The following is a 21,941-nucleotide window of genomic DNA, read 5'->3' as shown; positions in this document are numbered from 1 at the left end:
TATCAAAGGGATAAATTTTGTAAACCGTCAAAATTGCCGCTGGCATCATCAATTTGGAGATACTCTTCACGCGTTTCATTCCACGCCGCCTCATCCCACAACTCAAATTTGCGACCTTGTCCTAGCAAAATGACTTTTTTATCCAAGCCCGCATACTCTCTCAGCAGCGATGGGATCAACAATCGACCATTACCATCCATATCCAGATCAGTCGCATGACCGATCAACAAACGCTGCAAACGTCGCGCGGCAGGGTTAAAACTTGGGAGCGCATTCACCTTTTCTTGAATCTCTTCCCAGTCATCAATGGGGTACAACAACAGGCATCGTTCCTCAGTATCAATCGTCAACACCATATGCCCAGAACACTGCACCGAGATTTGATCTCGGTAGCGCGCCGGTATGGCAAGACGCCCTTTGGCATCTAAATTGACTTGATTAACCCCGCGAAACACCGTCTGTATTTCTCCACTTGAGCAACACCTCAACTCACAAAGCGCCACTTTTACCCACATTTACCCACTACCGCACACTATAGGAACTAACCACCCCCTTTGCAAGTTTGAGACAGAGGTATTCACTCACTAACTAAAGGGTGTATTAGCAAAATTGATCTAAGCAAGAGCAGAAAAACGAAAGAAAACAATCGGCTTTATATAAAACAAAGACTTAGGGATAAAAAGAGAAATGACATCCAAGACAATGCTGGGATGCTGATTGAATAAAACGACAGATCAAAAAGCGCGCAGGCTAGCTATCCAAACGGCACAAACCAGGAATCAAGGATCGCCCATCTTGCCGTGCATAGCGCAATCGTAAATGCTGTAAATTACTAGCGATCACATCTGATGGCAGACCTTCGAAAGCCCCCTGCAGCACCTGCTCAAAGATTTCACGACCTCGCTGCGCGTTCTGCGTACTACGTTGATCATTTTTCACATCCGTTAAGAAAGTAAAATGATTCCATCGCACACCGTACTCTTCAGCAAAAATAAAGTGAAACTTAGGGTGCTGCATTACCCGGCTAGATAACAAAGAAGGATCAGGACGTAATGGCATATAACGATTAGACAAGATCACAAAGACCTGCTTTAAATGAGCACTATCAGGATTGATTCGCTTTTCGAGCAGCCCCAAAGCGAAAGGGTCAACCATAATGGCTGAATACTGCGTGTCAACACCATGCTCGCTCGACACCTGCGCCGCTGCATCAACGGCCGCTTTCAACACCTTGGGTGCGCCACCCATACTGTAGTGGATACCCACGTAATCACCGCCGCCGTCTTTAACCATCTGCTCAAGCATTGGCGCCTTCATTCGCGAGCGTACTTCTAAGATACGCTCCGCATAACCTTGCTCCACCAATGAATGCCCCACATCCAAAGCCCGCTGACCACCCCAATCAACTAAAAGCAGCAACCCAGGGTGTACCATTATAGTATTTTTAGGGGCCGAGATTTGAGGGCTTGTCGATTGAAAAGGCAAAGGAGGCGCTAAACACATAGGCAAATGCTCGTCAGCAACTGACGAACGCAACCCCGAAGAAGAGCAACCAGCCAAAAGAAAACATAAAAATACGAGCAAGGAAAGATGACGCATTACGCACCTATTGGATTCACACCTTTCCCTAGGCTAGATACAGACAATATGTCGGAAAAAGATAAAGCAGCATAGCTAGACAGTCAACAGATGACGCCAAATAGAAACAGAAAGATTAGAAAGGGAAAGATTAGAAAGGGAAAGAAGGAAAGAGTCTGAGTTCGCCTGTAAGCCGGGTTCTGTCGAGGACAGTCATTCATCTAGTATGTACATCGCTATACATCTCAAGCGACCTACCCGGATCCGATGCGGGCCACACCTAATGGATCCCTATTTGGTCTTGCTCCTGGTGGGGTTTACCATGCCGTGGAATGTTGCCACCCACGCGGTGCGCTCTTACCGCACCCTTTCACCCTTACCGGTATCCGAAGATACTTAGGCGGTTTACTCTCTGCTGCACTGGCCGTCGGCTCGCGCCGCCCAGACGTTATCTGGCACCTTGCCCTATGGAGCCCGGACTTTCCTCCCTCTAGCTACTGCTAAACGGCGACTGCCCGGCGAACTCAGGCGCGCATCATATCAAAAACTATTCCCAGACACTACTTACGATTAAGCGCAATCTGATAAAGCGCATTCTTCTTCTCACCAGTGATTTTTGCCGCCAGCGCAGACGCCTGTTTAACCGGCAGCTCCTCTAAAAGCACATCTAGCACTTTTAACGCCTCGGGCGAGGGTCCGTCACTACTTTCCAGCTCCACACCTTGAACCAACAAAACAAATTCACCTTTTTGCTGATTATGATCAGCAGTGATCCACTCAATCACATTACCCAACGTATCGCCATGAATCGTCTCAAATGTTTTAGTCAGCTCACGAGCCACCACCACATAGCGATCTTCACCCAACACATCGCGCATATCAGCCAATGAATCCAGTATGCGATGAGTAGATTCATAAAAAATAACGGTTCGCTCTTCCGCAACTAACGCTTCAAATTTTTGCTTACGCCCCACCCGTTTAGCAGGTAAAAAGCCCTCAAAAACAAACTTATCAGTAGGCACACCAGACGCACACATTGCCGTGATAACAGCACAAGCTCCCGGCACAGGAACGACTTTAAAACCGGCTTCACGTACAGCACGGACCAAAATAAAGCCCGGATCGGAAATTAATGGCGTTCCAGCGTCAGAAATCAACGCGATAGAGTCGCCAGCGGCCAATTTATCCAGTATTGTTTGCAGTCTTTGCCGTTCGTTATGATCATGCAATGAAATCATGGGCGCTTTAATGTTAAAGTGCGCCATTAAACGGCTGCTGTGGCGAGTGTCCTCTGCCGCAATAAGAGCAACGGACTGCAGAACCTCCACCGCTCGTGGCGTCATATCACCTAAGTTACCAATAGGTGTCGCCACAACAAATAAAACTGCATCAAACATAACAATCCATCCATCATCAGGGTGCTAGAGTATATGATGAATTTGAAACGCCTGTCTCTAACTGTTGCTTTATCGGCATTAATTGCCGGCTGCGCTATGCCGCCTATGCAAAGCCCAGATGTTGTGGACAGAAGTGGTAATACCAATACACAACAATCAGGCATGCAGATGCCGGTTGAGTCACTGATTGATCAAGCCAATAGCGCTCCCCCTATTCAATCAGCCCAGCTCAAACTTGAAGCAGCGAAGCAGCTCATCGCACGAGGCGAAGAAGATCGCGCGCTGAGCTTGCTGGACGGCATTGATACTGACATTTTACCGCCAGCATTGCGCTTCGATATCTTAAGCCTTCAAACTCAACGCGCCATACAAGCCAATGATGCAGAACGCGCATTAAGCTATCTTGCTTATATGCCAAGCTTGAGCACCCTTCCCGAGGAAGACGTCTTATTATCCGAGCAACTGTATGCCGACGCCTTTAACCTCAACGGTCAGGCACTAGAAGAAGCCAAGATCCTTATTGAAAGCACTCGCTATGTGCACGATGAAGCCCAATTACAGGCTTATCATGACCAAATATGGGCCGCGCTTCAGCAACTAAATAATCAAGAGCTATACCAAGAACTACAACAGCCCAACAACGATTATATCTTGCAGGGCTGGCTAGAACTGGCTCAATCAGCGCGTCAAGTGATTGATGTTCGCACATCAGAAACCAACATTGATAATTGGTTGGCTGTATGGCAAGCGCACCCGGCGGCACAAATTATGCCTCAGGACCTCATTACCGGTGGCAGCGCTAATATTGAAAATGTAGCGCGTATCGGCATACTCCTTCCGCAATCCGGCGCCCTAGAAAACGCTGGCAGTGCTATCACCGAAGGCATACTCAAAGCCCAAGCCAACGCACAAGCCAACGGCTTTACACCCGAAATCGTGTTTATCGATAGCGCACCATTGAATACAGCCGAAGAAATTCTCAGCGCTGTGACAAACCAAGGGCTAGAAATGATTATTGGCCCGCTAGATAAAGACAAGGTCAACGCGCTCGCCAATTACAACGAGCTACCTTTACCTTTTTTAGCGCTTAACTATGCAGACACCAGTGCATTCAACCTCTATCAATTTGGCCTATCCGCCGAAGACGAAGCTCGGGATGCAGCCACAACAGCTATCAATGCAGGCAAATACAGTGCTTTAATTATTGCTCCCGATTCGGATTGGGGTCGTCGCGCCCATACTGCATTCACCAACACCTTTACCGAATTAGGTGGCAGCGTTGCTGATTCGCTTCTTTTTGATAGCAGCAAACTATCACAACAGATCCCGCAACTGCTGCGGGTAGATATCGGACGCTTACGTGCTAACGAAGCACGACGCCGCAAAAAACAAAGCTACAGCTTCGCCAACGTTCGCCGTAATGATGCCGATGTTATCTTATTAGCCGCCCGGCCTCAGGATGCTCGGCTTATAAAACCCTTCCTGAAGTTCTATTTTGCGAATAACATCCCTGTGTATGCTACCTCTCAGGTCTATGGCGGCTCCCCCGACCCCAAAGCCGATATCGATTTAAATGGCGTTATGTTTGGTGATATCCCATGGATTCTATCTCCACCATCGGCTTTACAGCGATCTATTGCCAGCACCAAAAACAACACCCAAACGCGCTATGGCCGTTTATATGCACTTGGAGCAGACGCATACAACCTGTACCCTTATCTACAGGAGCTGAGCATGACTCCTGGTGCGCAACTCAACGGTGAAACAGGGCAATTATCGGTCAACTCAAACAATAAAGTAATGCGACATTTACAATGGGCTGTGTTTAAACAAGGCATCCCTGTATTAATGGAATAATTGTAAACGTATGGACAAACGCACAATCGGCAAGGATGTTGAAGACAGGGCATGGCATTGGCTTATTAAGAAAGGTCTTCGCCCTGTAAAGCGTAACTATTTTTGTAAAATGGGTGAAATAGATCTCATTTTACTCGAAAGCAACGTGCTGGTATTTGCCGAAGTTCGCTATCGCAAAAGCAAACAGTTTGGAGGGGCTGCGCTATCAGTCACCCCCAATAAACAAAACAAGCTAATAAAAACAGCTCAGCATTTTTTGATGACTCATCCCAGTTTTCAAAATTATAACTGCCGTTTTGACGTATTAGCCTATGAATCCTCACCTGAAGACAGTCAGCCAATATGGTATAAAGACGCCTTCAGACTTTGACTCCGGAAAGCGTTAATGGAACTTGAAGATCGTATTATTAATCTGTTCCACAACTCAATGGACACAAATGCCCATACCATTGAGCAATACACACCGTTAATAGCTCACGCCAGCGAACTTATTATGGCGAGCCTAGCCAGTGAGCTAAAAGTATTGTGTGTAGGCAATGGCGGATCCGCTGCATTGGCGCAGCATTTCTCATCACTCCTCCTCAACCGTTTTCGCCACGAACGTCCGGGGCTGCCCGCCTTGACGATTGGAACCGATAGCGCCGCACTGACAGGTATAGCGGAAGAAGGCAGCTTTAGTGATGTTTACGCCAAACAGATACGCGCAATAGGACAACCGGGCGATGTACTCTTGGTTATATCAAACCAAGGCAAATCAAACAGCCTAGTCCAAGCGATCCAGTCAGCCCACGATAGAGACATGTCCGTGATTGCCATTACCGGCTCACAAAGCAGCAACATCTCCGCACTTTTACGACCCGACGAGGTCGAAATATGCGTACCATCAGAAGACAATGCGATGATCTACGGTGCGCACCTTTTGGTTTTACATTGTTTATGCGACCTAATTGATTACCAGTTATTTGGAGCCTGATTACATGAACACAACATCAATCAAACTGATTTCTACCCTATGCCTGATAGGCACACTATCAGGCTGCGCCTCACTCATTAGCGCCACACGAGAAGAACCCATCCAAGAAGACTCCGGCAAGCGCACACTTGGGGCTTACGTCGAAGACGAACTGATCGAAAACAAAACGCTCGTCAACATCAACAAAGGCTCAAAGGCCGTAAATAGCGCCCATATCGGCGTTACAAGCTACAACGGCATCGTATTACTCACAGGCCAAGTACCCAGCGAAGCGGCTAAAACAGAAGCCGAGCAGATAGCCATGCAAACTCGCAAGGTCCGTAAAATCCATAACGAACTTGAAATTGCAGGCCCGACATCAGGTATTGTCCGCACTAACGATGCTTACTTAACCAGCCGCATCAAATTACAACTACTAGCCACAGAAAACATCGATGGCGGCCGCATTAAAGTCGTTACCGAAAACAGCTCTGTTTACCTCATGGGGCTAGTAACCGAACAAGAAGCAAATCTTGCGATTAGTATCATCCGCACTGTGCCAGGCGTTCAACGCATCGTAAAAGTCTTTGAATACATCCCTAAGCGCTAACAACTAGACCTTCTCTAGATGTAGCCCCAAAAAAAAGCCACCAGATCTAATTAAACCTGGTGGCTTTTTTATATTATCAGCTCTAACTACACAACCATTACCCTGCCGATATCGACTATTTCACGACCTTAAGCGATGGGCGTGCTGCCTTTTTTGGCTGCTCTGGTTCTGGCGGCTCAGGATCGTAATCATCACTCGCATACAGCTCTGCACCCGGCTCTTGACCAAACCCCATCCCCGCGCCAGTTTCCCGCGCGTAAATAGCTAAAACAGCACTCATTGGCACATACACATTCATTGGCATACCACCAAAACGCGCGCTGAAACTGACAGCATGATCATCAATAGTCAGACCAACAACCGCCGACGGACTGATATTTAAAACAATTTGTCCATCCGAGATAAATTGCTCAGGGACCATTACGCCCTTCACAAAAGCGTCTACAGCAATATGCGGCGTTAAATCATTATCAATAAGCCACTCGTGAAGGCCTCGAATAAGATAAGGACGACTCGGGTTCATATCCTAACCACTCCCAACATTCCAAAAAAAAAGGATGACAACGCATCCCTTTTTAATAATACAGGCAAATTACCAAATACTAGTCGCGCATTTCGCGCTCACCATCCGATAGGCTATCACGGAAAGATTCACGCTCGAACAAACGATCCATATAAGCCAGTAAATGCTTACATTGCGCTTCAGGCAGTTCAATACCCAAAGACGGTAAACGCCACAAAATTGGCGCAAGACAGCAATCGACTAATGTGAACTCATCGCTCATAAAGAACGGCTTTTCACCAAAGATTGGCGAAATAGCAACAAAGCTATCACGCAAGTCCTTACGTGCTGATTCTAACTCAGCTTCACTGCCTTTGCCCGAAACCAAAAGATCAACATGCTTACACCAATCGCGCTGGATTCGGTACATAAACAAACGGCTTTCAGCACGCGCTACAGGATAAACTGGTAACAATGGCGGATGAGGAAAACGCTCATCAAGGTATTCCATCATCACATTTGATTCATAAAGAACCAGTTCCCTATCCAAAAGCGTTGGCAAGCTGTTGTATGGATTCAAACCCGCCAGATCTTCTGGCAAATCTTCAACATGACAATCGATCACATCAACAGCAACACCTTTCTCGGCCAGCACGATGCGTACGCGGTGGCTGTAGTGATCACTACCATCAGAGTAAAAGGTCATGGAAGAACGCTTCGCCACAACTCCCATCAATATATCCCCATATAACTTACCGCTAAAAATAAACAAACGCGGCCTTTAACAGGCCGCGCGAAAGAAGCATTCTAACAGATTTTTTCGATTAGATCAGTGTACATCTCTCCAATATTCTTTCTTAAGCGCATAAGCGATAAAGAAGAATATGAACAAGAAGATTAACACCTTAGTACCAATGCGATGAGAATCGAGTTTTGAAGGCTCCCCAATGTATGCCATAAAGTTAACCAAGTCATAAATGGTGCGGTCAAACTCAGCTGGCGTTTGTAAACCCGCCTTGCTGATGGTTAAGCAGCCACCCATTTCTTGACCGGTTAGCGGGTCAATTTTCTTCTCCGCATGCATCAGTTCTTCAGGTGTACAGTGGTTAACTTGCTCACCTTGTAAGTATTCCAAAACGTTTGGCATACCTACATCAGCAAAAACAACGTTATTCACACCCCAAGGACGAGACTCATCTTTATAGAAGCTACGTAAATACGTATAAATCCAATCAGGTCCACGCAAACGCGCTTCAAGCGTTAAATCAGGTGGTGGATTACCAAACCACTTGCCGGCATCAGCTTTTTGCATAGCAATAGTCATTTGATCACCTATTTTTTGGTCACCTAACAACAAATGCTCTTCAACCAACTCATTCGGCATACCCAAGTCATTCGCAGCACGCTCATAACGCTGATATTGGGCAGAGTGACAACCCAAGCAGTTATTTACAAACGTTTGCATACCACGCTGAAGCGACGCCTGATTCTCTAGGTCTATTTCAATGTGATCTAATTTAACCCCTTCTGTAGCTGCCATAGCCACAACCGGGAACAACGACATAACGAAAGCGATTACAAATTTTTTCATTACCCTGTCACCCTTTCCGGAACTGGTTTAGTTTTCTCCAAACGCGTGTAAATAGGCATTAAGAAGAAGAACGCGAAGTACAGACCTGTACAGATCTGAGCAACCAGCGTACGACCCGGTGTAGAAGCAACAACACCTAAGTAACCCAAGATCACAAAGCTTACAGCAAAGATAGCCAACGCCACTTTACTCATCCAGCCTTTGTAACGGATAGACTTAACAGGGCTGCGATCTAACCAAGGCAACACAAACAAGATAGCAATCGCACCACCCATCACTACCACACCAGGGAACTGGGAAGCAGCAATTGGCGGAATAGCACGCAACATGGCATAGAAAGGCGTGAAGTACCAAACAGGCGCAATATGCGGTGGCGTTTTCAGCGGGTTAGCTGGCTCAAAGTTTGGCGCCTCAATAAAGTAACCACCCCCTTCAGGGAAGAAGAAGATTACGGTACAGAAGACAAACAAGAAGACCACAACACCCACAATATCTTTAACAGTATAATAAGGGTGGAACGGGATACCATCACGTGGCACACCATTTTCGTCTTTGTTTTCTTTAATTTCGATACCATCTGGGTTGTTAGAACCCACTTCATGCAATGCAATGATGTGCAGAACAACCAAAGCTAATAGCACGATAGGTAAAGCGATAACATGCAGCGCAAAGAAACGTGTTAGCGTAACACCAGAAATCAGGTAGTCACCACGAATCCACTCAGCTAAATCAGGGCCAATAAATGGCACCGCCGAGAATAGCGAAACAATAACCTGCGCACCCCAGTAAGACATCTGACCCCAAGGCAACAAATAACCCATGAAGGCTTCAGCCATTAGCGCCAAGTAGATTGTCATACCAAAGATCCACACCAACTCACGCGGCTTACGGTACGAACCATAAAGCATGCCACGGAACATATGCAGATACACAACACAGAAAAATGCAGACGCACCCGTAGAGTGCATATAGCGCAACAGCCAACCGTAGTCGACATCACGCATGATGTATTCAATAGACGCAAACGCCCCTTCTGCTGAAGGGTTGTAGTTCATCGTTAACCAAATACCAGTAATAATCTGGTTAACCAAAACGAGCATGGCTAAAGAGCCAAAGAAATACCAAAAGTTAAAGTTTTTTGGCGCGTAGTACTTGGAAAGATGATCTTCCCACATAGCCGTTGCTGGGAAACGGTCATCGACCCACCCCATGAAACCGCCTTTACCCTTATTGCGATAGCCAGCCATTACACAGCCTCCTGATCGATACCGACGACGAGAATATCGTCATCCTCAAACGTATAAGGAGGGATCACAAGATTTGTCGGCGCTGGGGAACCTTTAAGCACACGACCAGACAAATCAAAACGAGACCCATGACATGGACAGTAATAACCGCCCACCCAATCAGCACCTAAGTCAGCAGGCGCGACTTCTGGACGATACGTAGGAGAACAACCCAAGTGCGTACAAATACCCACCAACACCGAAATGTCATCGCGTATTGCACGGTAAGCGTTTTTAGGAATGTAATCAGGCTGCTGCGGTACGCTTGAAAGCGGATCAGCTAAACGACTAGGATCCAGCGCTTCTAAATTTTTTAATGCTTCTTGGCCACGTTTAACAACCCAGACTGGCTTTCCGCGCCATTCTACGATCATTTGCTGCCCAGGCTCTAGCTTACTGATGTCTGCTTTCGCAGGTGCACCCGCCGCTTTAGCCTTAGCGCTCGGATTCCAAGAAGCTACAAACGGTACTGCAGCCCCCACAGCACCTACTGCCCCAACGGCAGAAGTAGCACCGATCAGTAGGCGACGCCGACCCTTGTTCACGCCGTCATTGCTCATCAAGTTCTCCCCCACATTCAGCCCCGCCTTTATTTTTATAAAAAAGATCACCGGCCGAAAAGTATAAAGCTACAAAATTCGGTTCTTTAAAATCGCGAAAATAGTAAAGAATATAACCCTATGATACAAGGTGAATTAATAAATTACCCCTACATTTAGACTAAGTATTGATATAGCACAAGATTATATAGCAGACATAAAAAAACGCCCGAGCCGTGAGGCTTCGGGCGTTTTTCTGAATTGCTTGCCAGTAAACTGGCAGACAATTAACGCTTAGAGAATTGTGGTTTCTTACGTGCTTTACGCAGACCAACTTTCTTACGCTCAACTTCACGAGCGTCACGGGTAACAAAACCAGCTTTACGCAGTGAAGGACGAAGCGTTTCGTCGTATTCCATAAGTGCACGAGTAATACCGTGACGGATAGCACCAGCTTGACCGAAGCCACCGCCGCCTTTAACCGTAGCAAACACATCAAATTTTTCTAACGTTTCAGTCAGTTCTAGTGGCTGACGAACGATCATGCGAGCAGTTTCACGACCAAAGTACACATCAAGAGTACGATCATTAACAGTGATAGTGCCTGTACCTGGACGCAAGAAAACACGGGCAGTAGAAGTTTTGCGACGACCTGTACCGTAATACTGAGTAGTTGACATAATCTACTATCCCCTTAAATTTTCAATTCTTGAGGCTGCTGAGCCGCATGTGGATGTTCGTTACCTGCGTACACTTTCAATTTAGTGTACATAGCACGACCCAAAGGACCCTTTGGAAGCATGCCTTTAACCGCTAGCTCAATAACCTCAGCTGGCTTGCTGTTGATCATGATTTCAAAGTTAGCCTGCTTCAAGCCACCTGGGTAGCCTGAGTGACGGTAGTACATTTTATCTTTACGCTTGTTACCCGTCACGTTTACTTTCTCAGCATTGATTACAACAATGTAATCGCCTGTATCTACGTGAGGAGTGTATTCTGGCTTATGCTTACCGCGTAAACGGCGTGCGATTTCAGTAGCCATACGACCCAGAGTTTTACCCTCTGCATCAATTACATACCAGTCGCGTTTTACTTCGGCTGGTTTAGCAACAAAAGTAGTCATCTATTGTTCGCCTATATAAAAAATTAAGTCTTAACGAGGCTTTCAAAAAGCCGTGCCGACTTACCTTATAATTATTAGTTGTCGTCTATTCATTACTGAAGAAACCACAACAATCGAACCTCAACAATTTGAGGAGCGCGGATTATAGACAAAAAGACTCGCCAATGCGAGTCCTTTACTATAAAAAATCACTAAATTTTAGCCTATGCTTTGTGCTCGCGTGACAGGTATTCATGCGATTGCATTTCCAGCAAACGGCTCTGCGTTCTGGCTATCTCAAACGACAAACGCCCTTCTGTATAGATGTTAGCGATGCTCACTTCAGCAGAGATAATCAATTTGACGCCGCAGTCATAAAACTCATCCACCAAATTAATAAAACGACGTGCTGAATCATCATTCGAACGCCCTAACTGAGGTACATTAGATAACAAAACAGCATGGTATTCTTTTGCTAATTCGATGTAATCATTCTGAGATCGCGGCCCCTCGCAAAGTGCTTTAAAATCAAACCAAATCACATCTTCACAACTGCGGCGTGACACGATTGAACGGCCATTCACCTCAATAGGTTTAGCCACTTCAGCACTTGCGATATCCGGTGCTAATGCTTCAAAGCTTTTAGTTAAGCTCGCATCGGCTTCAGGACCCAACGGATAATGGAATAGCTCAGCCTGTTCTAACGTACGTAAACGGTAATCCACGCCACCATCAACATTTACGACTTCTGTATGCTTATTCAACATTGCAATGGCAGGTAAAAAACGAGCGCGCTGCAAACCGTCTTTGTACAAACCATCAGGCACGATGTTAGATGTTGCCACCAATGAAACGCCGTTCATAAACAGCTTTTCAAACAAGCCACCTAAGATCATGGCATCGGTAATATCAGAGACAAAAAACTCATCAAAACAAATAATGCGCCATTCTTGAGCATAACGCTTCGCCAACTCATCTAACGGGTTTTTAGTCCCATCAAGCCCACGCAAATCAGCGTGTACACGCTGCATAAACCGATGAAAGTGCGTCCTGTTTTTACGAGTAAAAGGTAAACTATCGTAAAACACATCCATTAGGTATGTCTTACCGCGTCCAACGCCACCCCAAAAGTACAACCCTTTAACCGGCTCGACTTCTTTTTTCTTAAAGCGACCACTCAAGCGGCCAATAAACGAAGAAGGCTGCTCGCGCTCAGCGGCTAACAGATCATCATACAAGCGCTGCAAGTGCGTAATCGCTAACTCTTGGGCGGGGTCATAGGCAAAATCATCACGTTGCAGATCTTGTTTATAACGCTCTAATGGAGTCATTCTCTGACATACCTTTTTAATCGAAGACAAAAACAGTGGCGCACTTTACAGCGCATATACATGAGAAGCAAACGCGCTAAAAATATAAGCTAGCGAACTAACCAATCCCAAGCACAGCAACCACAACCGGAACTAAAAATGCGGTCATCAAGCCTGTAATACCCATAGCCAAACCAGCAAAAGCACCCGCCAGCGCGCTCATTTCAAAAGCGCTAGCCGTACCAAAACCATGAGCAGCCAAACCCAACGCAAAACCTTTTACGGCATCATCTTTAATGCCCAATACACGAAACACAAACGGCGCCATCAAACACCCCATCGCGCCGGTAATTAATACAAAACCAGCGGCCATAGAGGTAATACCCCCAATTTTTTCCGCAATGCCGATCGCTATTGGAGTTGTAACGCTCTTGGGGGCCAACGTCAGCAGTAACTCGTCAGGCAGGCCAAACGTCATAGCCACCAACAACACCGACACCATGGCAACCAAAGCACCCGTAAAGCACGCAATAAATATCGACAACCACATTTCGCGAATACGCTTAAAGTGATCAAACAAAGGCACAGCCAATGCGACCGTGGCCGGGCCAATCAAAAAATGGATGAACTGAGCGCCTTCAAAATAGGTCTTGTAATCGGTCCCTGTGAACACCAAAAATACAATGATGATAAACATGGACACCAACACTGGATGCAATAAGGGGCTGCCATTCGCTCGCCGGTTAACCCAACACGCAAAGATAAACACACTAGTCGTCAATATCACCCAAAACAAAGGCTTAGCAGCGAAATAAACCCAAAAGTCCATTACGCACTCTCCTCTTTCGCTTTATGACGAGATTTATCCAGCTTAGCCGCCAACTTAAATACGGCAGCGGTCAAGAACAAGGCTAAAAACGTACTGACCATCAACGCAATCGTTAACGGCAACCAATAATCAGCCAGCAGTTTCGCGTGAACCATCAGCCCCACACCCGCAGGCACATACAAAAACGCTAGGTAACGCAACAAACCTTCAGAAACAAGGCGTATATCCGCCGGTGTCCGCTTTAAAACAGCCAATAGGACTAACAGCAACAACATGCCAATCACAGGCCCTGGCACAGGAACTCCGGAAGCCATAACGGCTAATTCGCCTAAAAATTGGCAGACTAACAACACCAAAAAACCGTTTAGCAACTCAACATCCTCATCATCGCCCTCACTCTCATCACTTACATTCGCGATAGGAGGTAAATAGTCTACCTGAGCTATTTTTTATGCCAACGCGACAAATTGCTCATACGCTTGATACAAAGCGACTAATCCCATCACCAAAAACAACACTCCGCTGCCTCGGTGGATCCATACTAAAGGCATTTTTTGCAACAACTTACGTCCAACCTCTACCCCAAGAACTGTCGTAACACCCAACGCCAAGGTCGAACCTAACCAAACCAACCAAGGGTTTTGCAAACCACCCAAAGCCGCCACTGCCAGCTGAGTTTTATCCCCTAACTCAGCAAAGAAAATCAGCATAAAAACGGAAAGGATCAACTGACGACCGACTTTTACCTGATCCGCATCATCACCCTCGTCCTCTTCAAAAAACAAAGACTGCAAACCAAAATAGATAAACAACACAGCCACAACCAAAGCGACAAGCCACATTGGCAACCAATGGCCAACCGTCGCACCAAATACAACCGCCAGGAGATTTAAGACAGCAAACGCCGAAATCGAACCGATAATAATCGGCCAATGCTTATAACGGGCTGCTAAGGTCATAGTGACTAACTGGCTCTTATCACCAAACTCAGCCAGCAATACCAACACAAACGTCTCAAACAGCGGAGACAACGATTCCATAACATGCCCTAGAAAAGTGCGTATCTACTTTCACAAAACAACACGCATAAAAAAGCCAGCATTATAAGCTGGCTTCACACTTGAAAATACCCGGGAACACGCTGTTTCCGGTATAAAATTAACGTAAGTGGCTTAATTCAGCTTACCCTATTCCAAAGCAAGCATTACGCCAACGTGATGGCCAAGAGCACTAACCGCGCTGCAACACCATCTCAACAAAATTACAAGGGCGATGCCGACGATCCAACTGTTCAGCAATAATCTTGTTCCAAGCCGTCTTGCATGCACCTGTAGAACCAGGCATACAAAATATAACTGTACGGTTAGCCACGCCTGCCACCGTACGAGATTGAATAGTAGAAGTACCAATCTCATCATAGGACAAGCTTCTAAATAGCTCACCATAGCCTTCTATCTGCTTATCAAACAACGGGATCATAGCCTCTGGGGTACTGTCTCTCGCCGTAAAACCAGTACCACCAGTAATCAGCACAGCATGGATAGCATCACTAGCAATCCACTGCGAAACTACGGAACGGATTTGATAAATATCATCCTTCGCAATAGCCCTAACCGCCGCCACATGCCCTGCTTGCTCTACGCATGCTTGCAAAGTATCACCAGATTTATCCGTTTCAGACGTTCGTGTGTCAGACACAGTAAGAATGGCGATATTAAGGGGGATAAAAACAGCTTCAGACATAGCGACTCCTAGCGGCTTAACGGCACGCTTTGACTTGCTGCTCGCCACGAGACATACGAGCACAGATGGGATATTTCATACTATAGCGATTAAGCAATTCAGCTACTGATTTAGGTCGATGTTCTGCACCACGCTCAGCCGCTGCAACCACCAAGCTGATAGTACTTTCATCCAGCCTTTGCCAGCCAATCAACCCGGCTTCCAACAAAGACAAATTAACAGACAGCTCCCAAGGCCCTAAACGACTAGCCTCTTTAAAGCCCTCAAAATAAACGGCATCAAACTCACCCAAGTAAGCCTTCACTAACGAACGGCTTGCCCAGCTGTAAGGCCAATGCGGCCTCAATTCAATTGCCTCTTGGTGCAAAGCTAACGCATTATTAACACTGGATAAGAAAACGGGAGTACCAAACCCCATGATGGCACGATACAACTGCAAACGGGCTTTTAGCTCTACATATTCCGCATTCTGAGGCCACCAACCAATAGCCGAATCGATTTTTTCTTCAGCGGCATCCACCGTTTCCAGGGTCATCGGTGCTTTGCCACTATCCATATCTTCAACCGCATACTTAACACTGTAAGCGGCGATATCAGCCATAGCAAAGCGAAACGAAAAATAAAAAACAGGTAGGCTTAGCAAACAAAGAACAGCAAATAAGGCTGTTTTTTTTGAAGATGACATTACAAACAAGCACCCGACTCAACGATAGATTTGGGCGTACTCACAAACAGCTTATCCGCCACGTCCGCACCATAAACAGACTCAACCACCTGTCGTGCTTTTGATAATACGGGCGGCCGACGATCAACATTGTGCGCATCCGAAGCAATTAGTGTCACCCAATCACGCTCTAACAATTGATGCGCCCGCTCATGAGCAATACCACCAAACTCATTGGTAACCGACATAGCCGTTACCTGAAAAAGGCATCCCATTTCCACAAATGGAGTAATCTTCTCAAGCGAATTCATAATATCTTTATTACGCTCAGGATGGGCGATCATAGGCACAATATCGCGACTCATTAGCCACTTAACCAACTTATCGCTTCCCGGAGGGATATGACTATGCGGAAGCTCAAGCAGCATCACTTTTTTGCCTTCCCACACGCCCAAGAAAGGCAGATCATCCATAGCCGCCATCTGTAAGATTTCAGCACTTAACCTAACCTCTCCCGCTAGCGACACCGTCAAAGGTAATCCTTCTTCCTTTAACCGCGCAGAAAAAGCCGCAAAGTGCGGCTCTAAAGATGTACGCGTATTATCATAACGGCCCGGATGCACATGCGGCGTTAGCACCATATGTGAGATGCCATCGTCAATAGCTACCCGAGCCAACGCTAACGCATCTTCAACTTCAGCCGCGCCATCATCAACACCAGGTAACAAGTGACAATGCAAATCAAACATTACTTCGCTCCAGAATATCCGTAAACGTCATAATAACCGCCATATTGCTCAGCGCCATACTTAGCGGTCTTTTTGACATCTACCTGATTCAACACGACGCCGACGATAGGCGCTTTTGCTTCATGCAAGCGCTTCAATCCACTGCGCGCCTGCTGATGCGGTGTTGAGTCAGATTTAACCACATAGATCATAGCCCCTACTTGGGATGCTAAAATCATGGCATCACTCACCGCCTGGCAAGGTGCGGAGTCAATAACAATCCGATCATACTTAGTTTGTAACAACTCAAGCACGCTCGCAAAACGTTTTGATGACAGCAATTCAGATGGGTTAGGCGGAATAGTACCAGCACTTAACACATCAATATTGCCTTCTTCATAACGCTGAATACACTCAGACAACTGTGCGGTACCGGCCACCAAATTAGATAAGCCCGCATGAGACTTGTCTAACCCCAATGCACGAGACACCGCAGGGCGACGCATATCCGCATCGATCAGCAAAACATTTTCCATCTGGCCTGTCGCAAACGCCAAACCAAGAGAGAGCGTTGTTTTACCTTCGCCCGGCACACTGGACGTTACCGACACAATTTTATTGTCTGCATCCAGCGCAGATAAGATCAAGCCCGTACGTATGGTTCGCAACGCTTCCGAATAAGGCGACTGTGGCATATCCAAAAAATGACGATAACTTTGGTTAGGGTTTTTACGGCGACGTGGCAGCAATGGCAAAAGCCCAAGCATCGTTTCGCCCAATCGACTCTCCACCTCTGCTGGTGTTTTCACCGTGTTGTTCAGCGCTTGCAACAAGAAGGCAAACATCACCCCAAATAACGAACTCACCACAAAAGCCAGGGCAACAATCAGCTTTTTCTTTGGCTTTGCCGCTTCAATAGGCACAACAGCAGGGTCAGAGATACGCGCATTAGCCGTATTCAGATCCCCAGTCGCAGAGGTCTCATTAAAGCGTTTCAGGAAGGTATTAAAAATCGCACGTTTAGCGTCAACATCTTGTTGCAGCTCGCGCAAACGGTATTCTTTACGGCTCAGGCTTTGAATATTACCTTTAGTACCATCCAGCGAGCCCTGCAAAGAGCGCTCATTAGCCAACGCCACTTTGTAAGTGGTTTCTATGCCGTTGACGACAGATAAAATCTGCTTATCCAACGCTTGGCGCGCATTACGCAACTCAGAGTTAACCGACTGCATATTAGGATGTTTAGGGCCATAGCGTTTCGCTAATTCAGAACGCTTCTGCTCAACTTGCGCATAGGCTTCTTTCATTCGCTGCACTAAAGGATGCTGTAACACCCCCGGCACCAACTCAAGGCGCGTAGGATCACTTTTCCCGATAGCCCTAATCTGCTTGTATAAGCTCTCAGATTCAAGACGATCACGGCGAGCTTCCACCAATTTAGTCGCTACCAACTCTAATTCTTGGCTCGCAATATCTAAACCACCACGCTCACCCACGATTTTTTCTTCTTCGCGGTATTGTTGTAAACGCTGTTCAGCCGCTGTCAGATCAGAACGTAGCCCTTCCAGACGACCACTCAACCAAGAAGAAGCCTTCAACGTCAGTTCAAGCTTTGCTTCCAAGTTGCTTTCGATATAAGCCTCACCCACGGCATTTGCCACATCGGCGGCTAGCTGTTTATCGGGCGACTCGTAACTAATTTTTACCAACTGAGATTTTCGCACAGGCTCAATGCTCAAGTCGGACATAAACGCATCAACCACTTCTCGACGTTTATCGAGTTCAGTCGTTTCTTGCTCAGCACCGGGCAACTCAACCGGAATCCAATCTCGCCAATTCAAATCGAACGGCAAAAGCGGCTCTTTAGGCTGGTTGTACAGCGGGTGCTCAACTAAATTAAGGCGTTCAACGACTTTCTCAGCCAGCATACGAGATTTTAAGATCTCAAACTGCGTCGTAAAATACTCTGATTGCGCGCCTTCTAAACCGTAAACTTCTTCGATGGACACCACATTGGCCTGCTGCGATTCAATCAGCAACGTCGCCGTAGCGCGGTAGATAGGCGTCAACGAATAGACAGCCAAGGTGGTTAACAAGGTAACAACAAAAGCAAACCCAATAATGCCCCACTTGTGACGCATAATAGTTTGCCAATACTGTCTTAGATCAATTACGTCATCTTGCAGTAGGCGATCAAGCGCTCCCTGCTCTTTTTGAATATCCATTATAACTTCCGTTCAAATAGCAGAGATCAGAAAAAACTTTCTTCAATAGTTATTACATCGCCGGGCTGTATGGGAGCCGTCAAACTGATTTTACTCGGTTTGTTGCTACCACTACCTTCTCGAACTACAAAGAACTTGCTAGAAGAAGCTCGTTCAGAAAAGCCACCAGCTAACGAAACAGCACGCTGCAATGTCAAACCAGGCTGGTACGCGTAGCCTCCGGGCTGCTTAACAGCGCCATCAATAAAGAACTCGCGGTACTCCAAAACACTCACGCTAACACTAGGGTCAACTAAATAGCCATCTTGAAGCCGCTCCGTTAGCAGGCCACTCAAGCCTCCGGTTGTCATTCCCAGAACTTGAAGCTCACCGAAAAAAGGATAAGAAATTGTACCCGCATCCGACAAACGTACTTCTGTACTTAATTCATCTTCGCCGTACACCTGTATCTTTATTAGGTCTCCAACGCTCATCCTGTAGTCAGATAACCCTTCCGCATTCACGTTTTGCGTTAACATAACAGCAAATGCTGCAATCAGATAAAACAGTTTTCTCATCATCCCTCTTCCACGTATAGGCTTAATAAAGAAGGGCCCTTATAGGGAGCCCTGCACTTTAAAGACAATCGTATTACTGTCGTAATCAGCATCCGGCTGATTCGAATCAAACGATACATGAGACACGTCAACACCGAGTGTCAACCAACGACGCATGTCGTAGCTAAGACCCACTGTAAATGTGTCAGTATCATCGTCGGTGCCGCTAGGGTCACCTACGTAATCTTCATTTAACGAATTATAGCTTACACGGCTTGCAACTACATCTGTCCACTCGTGAGACCAACCTAAAGTCCAGCTAGTCGTATCAATGTAGTCCGCTGCCCCGCTTGATTCTTCAGCTTCACGGCTGGTCGATAAATCAAACATAGAGTACGTTCGTGGCGCCCATGTTACACCGACTTCCCAACTTGAGCCGGAAAAATCATCACGTGCGTTGTTATCAAAGTCTTTGCGCGCGTAACCAATCTTTGCCAGACCGGATGTTTTTGCAGTCGCATCCCACTCAACACCCACCAACAATTTCTTTGTATCGCTATCTAACGTAACCGATGACAAATCATAGTCTACATCTTTATAGCGCCCTTCGACCAACATACGCGTTTTTGGCGCTACGCGATAAAAGAAGGTACCACTCACACTTTTTGTTTGACGGTCTTTCGAAGCCGTAAAGTCACGAAAGTTATCATACTCTCGGTCAGAGATATCACCTTTTACGATGATTTGGCCAGTGGAACGCGGCGTACCATAGGTAAAGGTAGCGCCTAAGTTTTTCATGGTATAACGGCTAGCTTTCGATGCTACATCAGTACTCAGCGCATCACCCGAACCGCTATCACTTCGTGCGTCATGCAGCTTTAGGTACTCGGCCAATAAATCCAACTTTTTACGGCTATCAAACTCTACTGTAGCATAGGCAGACACACCTTTATCAGTGTAATCATCTGCGCGGCTGCTATAGTAAACGCCATGTTCCAAAGAAGCATTAACGCCCGCCGTTAAGCCTCCCTTTGAGCCCTGCAAATTAAGGCCTGGGCGAACCGTACTGAACCAAGTGCTTTTTTCATCACTCACCGAATCAAACAAGTTGTCGGTATAGCCTGTAGTGAGATCAACAGTCGGCGTTAGCGCAAGATTCCCCACGGGAACTGAAGCAGGCTCTGTAGCCCAAGCATGAGTCGTAAGAGAAGAAGCAAAAAGCGCTACGTATAGCTTTTTCGCATATGCGTTTGAAGTATCCATGAAAACAGCCTCTGTCCTTAGGAGTTCTGTAGTAAACTCCTATAAAATTAGCGCTTACAAAATCAAAATACAGCATAATGATCTTGCACTGCAAAATAATTACACATAATTTTATCCTTGTAAGTCATAAATTAATAGCTTTGTGTTATAACAAACAGACACAAATAAATTATTAATCTTGGTTCACTTGTTTAAACTACAACTATTACCTTTTCATATGGAGCTTTGGAATAAAGGATGTCTAAACTTACTAAAATCGTAATCCCCGTCGCAGGCCTTGGCACCCGTGTTTTGCCAGCCAGTAAAGCTATCCCAAAAGAGATGCTAACGGTTGTAGACAAACCCGTTATCCAGCATGTGGTTGAAGAAGCCGTAGGGGCAGGATTCACAGAAATCATCCTCATAACCCGCAGCAGCAAGCAAGCCATCGAAGATCACTTTGATGTTCACTACGAATTGGAAACCGAGCTAGAACGCAAAGGTAAAGATAGCATTCTTAACGATGTAAAAGGCATCTTACCCGCGGGCGTTTCTATCTCTTCTGTACGTCAAGGCCGCGCCCTTGGCTTAGGCCACGCGGTGTTGTGCGCCGCACCATTGGTTGGTAACGAGCCATTTGCCGTTATGCTACCGGATATGCTGATCCACAACCCGAGTAATGGCAGCCAAGACCTAGCCGCTATGGTGAAGGACTTTAACGAAACCGGTGCCGCACAAATCATGGTAGAAGCCGTACCCGAAGAGCACGTTGAGCGCTACGGTGTAGTCGATTGCGATGGCAAACCACTCAACGCCGGTCAAGGCCAACCCATTATCGGCATGGTCGAAAAACCACCGCGCGACAAAGCACCGTCTAACCAAGCCATTGTCGGTCGTTATATCTTACCTGCTCGTGTCATGGAGCTATTAAAAGACACCAAGCCCGGCGCTGGTAATGAGATCCAACTGACCGACGCGTTAGACGCTCTCATTAAAGAAGCACCTATGCGCGCATACAGCATGGTGGGTAAAACCTACGATTGCGGTAACAAGTTAGGATTTGTACAGGCAAACATGGCTTTTGCGATGAGCCATCCGGATCTTGGTGAAGACTTTATCGCCTTCATCAAAGAAGCCATTGCCTAAACAAGCTTCGGCTTTGATCAACCTGAACAAACGTGATCAGATTGCTTCAATGGAGAGAACATTTTGAGTGTGACCGATACGTCAGCTTGGAAAGCTCTTGAAGA

25 protein-coding genes and 1 other RNA gene are annotated in these 21,941 nt (G+C 46.5%); 5 read left to right on the top strand and 21 right to left on the bottom strand.

Translation table 11 applies throughout. The features are described from left to right. Positions 1-2: 2 nt before the first annotated feature. The 4 genes from mraZ to rsmI all read right to left on the bottom strand — a co-directional run bounded on the left by mraZ (position 3) and on the right by rsmI (position 2,975). Entirely contained in the window at positions 3-455 is a 453-nt protein-coding gene (gene mraZ / locus BS617_RS03505; protein WP_075171519.1) for a division/cell wall cluster transcriptional repressor MraZ, read from the bottom strand. Between the two features lie 295 nt (positions 456-750). Beyond that, the gene (locus BS617_RS03500; RefSeq protein ID WP_075171518.1) at positions 751-1,599 is read right to left on the bottom strand and encodes a hypothetical protein; all 849 of its coding nucleotides are present in this window, start codon (positions 1,597-1,599) and stop codon (positions 751-753) included. Positions 1,600-1,751: 152 nt separating this feature from the next. Then, an RNA gene (gene rnpB, locus BS617_RS03495) (RNase P RNA component class A) lies at positions 1,752-2,105 on the bottom strand. A gap of 33 nt (positions 2,106-2,138) precedes the next feature. Further along, entirely contained in the window at positions 2,139-2,975 is an 837-nt protein-coding gene (rsmI, locus tag BS617_RS03490) for a 16S rRNA (cytidine(1402)-2'-O)-methyltransferase (protein WP_075171517.1), read from the bottom strand. Between the two features lie 33 nt (positions 2,976-3,008). Between rsmI and BS617_RS03485 the strand changes: the two genes are divergently transcribed. From BS617_RS03485 to BS617_RS03470, 4 genes are read left to right on the top strand one after another with little or no spacing between them, the layout of a single operon-like run. Next, on the top strand, positions 3,009-4,832 hold the full coding sequence (locus BS617_RS03485) for a penicillin-binding protein activator (protein ID WP_083609919.1): 1,824 nt from the start codon (positions 3,009-3,011) through the stop codon (positions 4,830-4,832). 10 nt (positions 4,833-4,842) lie between these two features. Next, positions 4,843-5,202, top strand: coding sequence for a YraN family protein (locus tag BS617_RS03480; RefSeq protein ID WP_075171515.1), 360 nt, complete (start codon positions 4,843-4,845; stop codon positions 5,200-5,202). A gap of 15 nt (positions 5,203-5,217) precedes the next feature. Next, entirely contained in the window at positions 5,218-5,805 is a 588-nt protein-coding gene (locus BS617_RS03475) for an SIS domain-containing protein (protein ID WP_075171514.1), read from the top strand. A gap of 4 nt (positions 5,806-5,809) precedes the next feature. Next, positions 5,810-6,394, top strand: a complete 585-nt coding sequence (locus BS617_RS03470; protein ID WP_075171513.1) for a BON domain-containing protein — start codon at positions 5,810-5,812, stop codon at positions 6,392-6,394. A gap of 115 nt (positions 6,395-6,509) precedes the next feature. Here BS617_RS03470 and BS617_RS03465 read toward each other — a convergent pair whose 3' ends face one another. The 17 genes from BS617_RS03465 to BS617_RS03385 all read right to left on the bottom strand — a co-directional run bounded on the left by BS617_RS03465 (position 6,510) and on the right by BS617_RS03385 (position 20,712). Continuing rightward, positions 6,510-6,917: a ClpXP protease specificity-enhancing factor gene (locus BS617_RS03465; protein ID WP_075171512.1), complete on the bottom strand. Its 408-nt coding sequence runs from the start codon at positions 6,915-6,917 to the stop codon at positions 6,510-6,512. A gap of 79 nt (positions 6,918-6,996) precedes the next feature. Further along, entirely contained in the window at positions 6,997-7,629 is a 633-nt protein-coding gene (locus BS617_RS03460) for a glutathione S-transferase N-terminal domain-containing protein (protein WP_075171511.1), read from the bottom strand. 96 nt (positions 7,630-7,725) lie between these two features. Next, positions 7,726-8,487 carry a cytochrome c1 gene (locus BS617_RS03455; protein ID WP_075171510.1) on the bottom strand — a complete coding sequence of 254 codons (762 nt, stop codon included), beginning with the start codon at positions 8,485-8,487 and terminating at the stop codon, positions 7,726-7,728. Then, on the bottom strand, positions 8,487-9,734 hold the full coding sequence (locus BS617_RS03450; protein ID WP_075171509.1) for a cytochrome b: 1,248 nt from the start codon (positions 9,732-9,734) through the stop codon (positions 8,487-8,489). Before BS617_RS03450 ends, BS617_RS03455 begins: the two co-directional genes overlap by 1 nt. Continuing rightward, positions 9,734-10,333 (bottom strand): ubiquinol-cytochrome c reductase iron-sulfur subunit, encoded by a 600-nt coding sequence (gene petA, locus BS617_RS03445; RefSeq protein ID WP_075171508.1) that lies wholly within the window; start codon positions 10,331-10,333, stop codon positions 9,734-9,736. Before petA ends, BS617_RS03450 begins: the two co-directional genes overlap by 1 nt. Before the next feature lie 266 nt (positions 10,334-10,599). Continuing rightward, positions 10,600-10,992, bottom strand: coding sequence for a 30S ribosomal protein S9 (gene rpsI, locus BS617_RS03440; protein ID WP_075171507.1), 393 nt, complete (start codon positions 10,990-10,992; stop codon positions 10,600-10,602). Positions 10,993-11,006: 14 nt separating this feature from the next. Further along, positions 11,007-11,435 carry a 50S ribosomal protein L13 gene (gene rplM / locus BS617_RS03435; protein ID WP_075171506.1) on the bottom strand — a complete coding sequence of 143 codons (429 nt, stop codon included), beginning with the start codon at positions 11,433-11,435 and terminating at the stop codon, positions 11,007-11,009. 203 nt (positions 11,436-11,638) lie between these two features. Further along, positions 11,639-12,745, bottom strand: coding sequence for a cell division protein ZapE (zapE, locus tag BS617_RS03430; RefSeq protein ID WP_075171505.1), 1,107 nt, complete (start codon positions 12,743-12,745; stop codon positions 11,639-11,641). Positions 12,746-12,842: 97 nt separating this feature from the next. Continuing rightward, positions 12,843-13,553 carry an LrgB family protein gene (locus BS617_RS03425; RefSeq protein WP_075171504.1) on the bottom strand — a complete coding sequence of 237 codons (711 nt, stop codon included), beginning with the start codon at positions 13,551-13,553 and terminating at the stop codon, positions 12,843-12,845. After that, positions 13,553-13,924 carry a CidA/LrgA family protein gene (locus BS617_RS03420; protein ID WP_075171503.1) on the bottom strand — a complete coding sequence of 124 codons (372 nt, stop codon included), beginning with the start codon at positions 13,922-13,924 and terminating at the stop codon, positions 13,553-13,555. Before BS617_RS03420 ends, BS617_RS03425 begins: the two co-directional genes overlap by 1 nt. Positions 13,925-14,002: 78 nt before the next feature. After that, positions 14,003-14,593 (bottom strand): TMEM165/GDT1 family protein, encoded by a 591-nt coding sequence (locus BS617_RS03415; protein ID WP_075171502.1) that lies wholly within the window; start codon positions 14,591-14,593, stop codon positions 14,003-14,005. Positions 14,594-14,783: 190 nt separating this feature from the next. Beyond that, positions 14,784-15,296 (bottom strand): molybdenum cofactor biosynthesis protein B, encoded by a 513-nt coding sequence (gene moaB / locus BS617_RS03410; protein ID WP_075171501.1) that lies wholly within the window; start codon positions 15,294-15,296, stop codon positions 14,784-14,786. Between the two features lie 16 nt (positions 15,297-15,312). Beyond that, the gene (locus BS617_RS03405) at positions 15,313-15,981 is read right to left on the bottom strand and encodes a hypothetical protein (RefSeq protein WP_075171500.1); all 669 of its coding nucleotides are present in this window, start codon (positions 15,979-15,981) and stop codon (positions 15,313-15,315) included. Continuing rightward, the gene (locus BS617_RS03400; protein ID WP_075171499.1) at positions 15,981-16,709 is read right to left on the bottom strand and encodes a tyrosine-protein phosphatase; all 729 of its coding nucleotides are present in this window, start codon (positions 16,707-16,709) and stop codon (positions 15,981-15,983) included. Before BS617_RS03400 ends, BS617_RS03405 begins: the two co-directional genes overlap by 1 nt. Then, positions 16,709-18,913, bottom strand: a complete 2,205-nt coding sequence (locus BS617_RS03395; protein ID WP_075171498.1) for a GumC family protein — start codon at positions 18,911-18,913, stop codon at positions 16,709-16,711. Before BS617_RS03395 ends, BS617_RS03400 begins: the two co-directional genes overlap by 1 nt. A 26-nt stretch (positions 18,914-18,939) precedes the next feature. Beyond that, the gene (locus tag BS617_RS03390; protein ID WP_075171497.1) at positions 18,940-19,473 is read right to left on the bottom strand and encodes a polysaccharide biosynthesis/export family protein; all 534 of its coding nucleotides are present in this window, start codon (positions 19,471-19,473) and stop codon (positions 18,940-18,942) included. Between the two features lie 36 nt (positions 19,474-19,509). Continuing rightward, positions 19,510-20,712, bottom strand: a complete 1,203-nt coding sequence (locus BS617_RS03385; protein WP_075171496.1) for an outer membrane beta-barrel protein — start codon at positions 20,710-20,712, stop codon at positions 19,510-19,512. A gap of 237 nt (positions 20,713-20,949) precedes the next feature. Between BS617_RS03385 and galU the strand changes: the two genes are divergently transcribed. Further along, complete coding sequence (gene galU / locus BS617_RS03380) at positions 20,950-21,837, top strand: UTP--glucose-1-phosphate uridylyltransferase GalU (RefSeq protein ID WP_075171495.1); 888 nt, start codon at positions 20,950-20,952, stop codon at positions 21,835-21,837. Positions 21,838-21,941: the final 104 nt, after the last annotated feature.

Origin of the sequence: Neptunomonas phycophila (assembly GCF_001922575.1) — a bacterium.
Taxonomy (GTDB): domain Bacteria; phylum Pseudomonadota; class Gammaproteobacteria; order Pseudomonadales; family Balneatricaceae; genus Neptunomonas; species Neptunomonas phycophila.
This window is presented reverse-complemented; position numbering and strand designations above follow the sequence as displayed.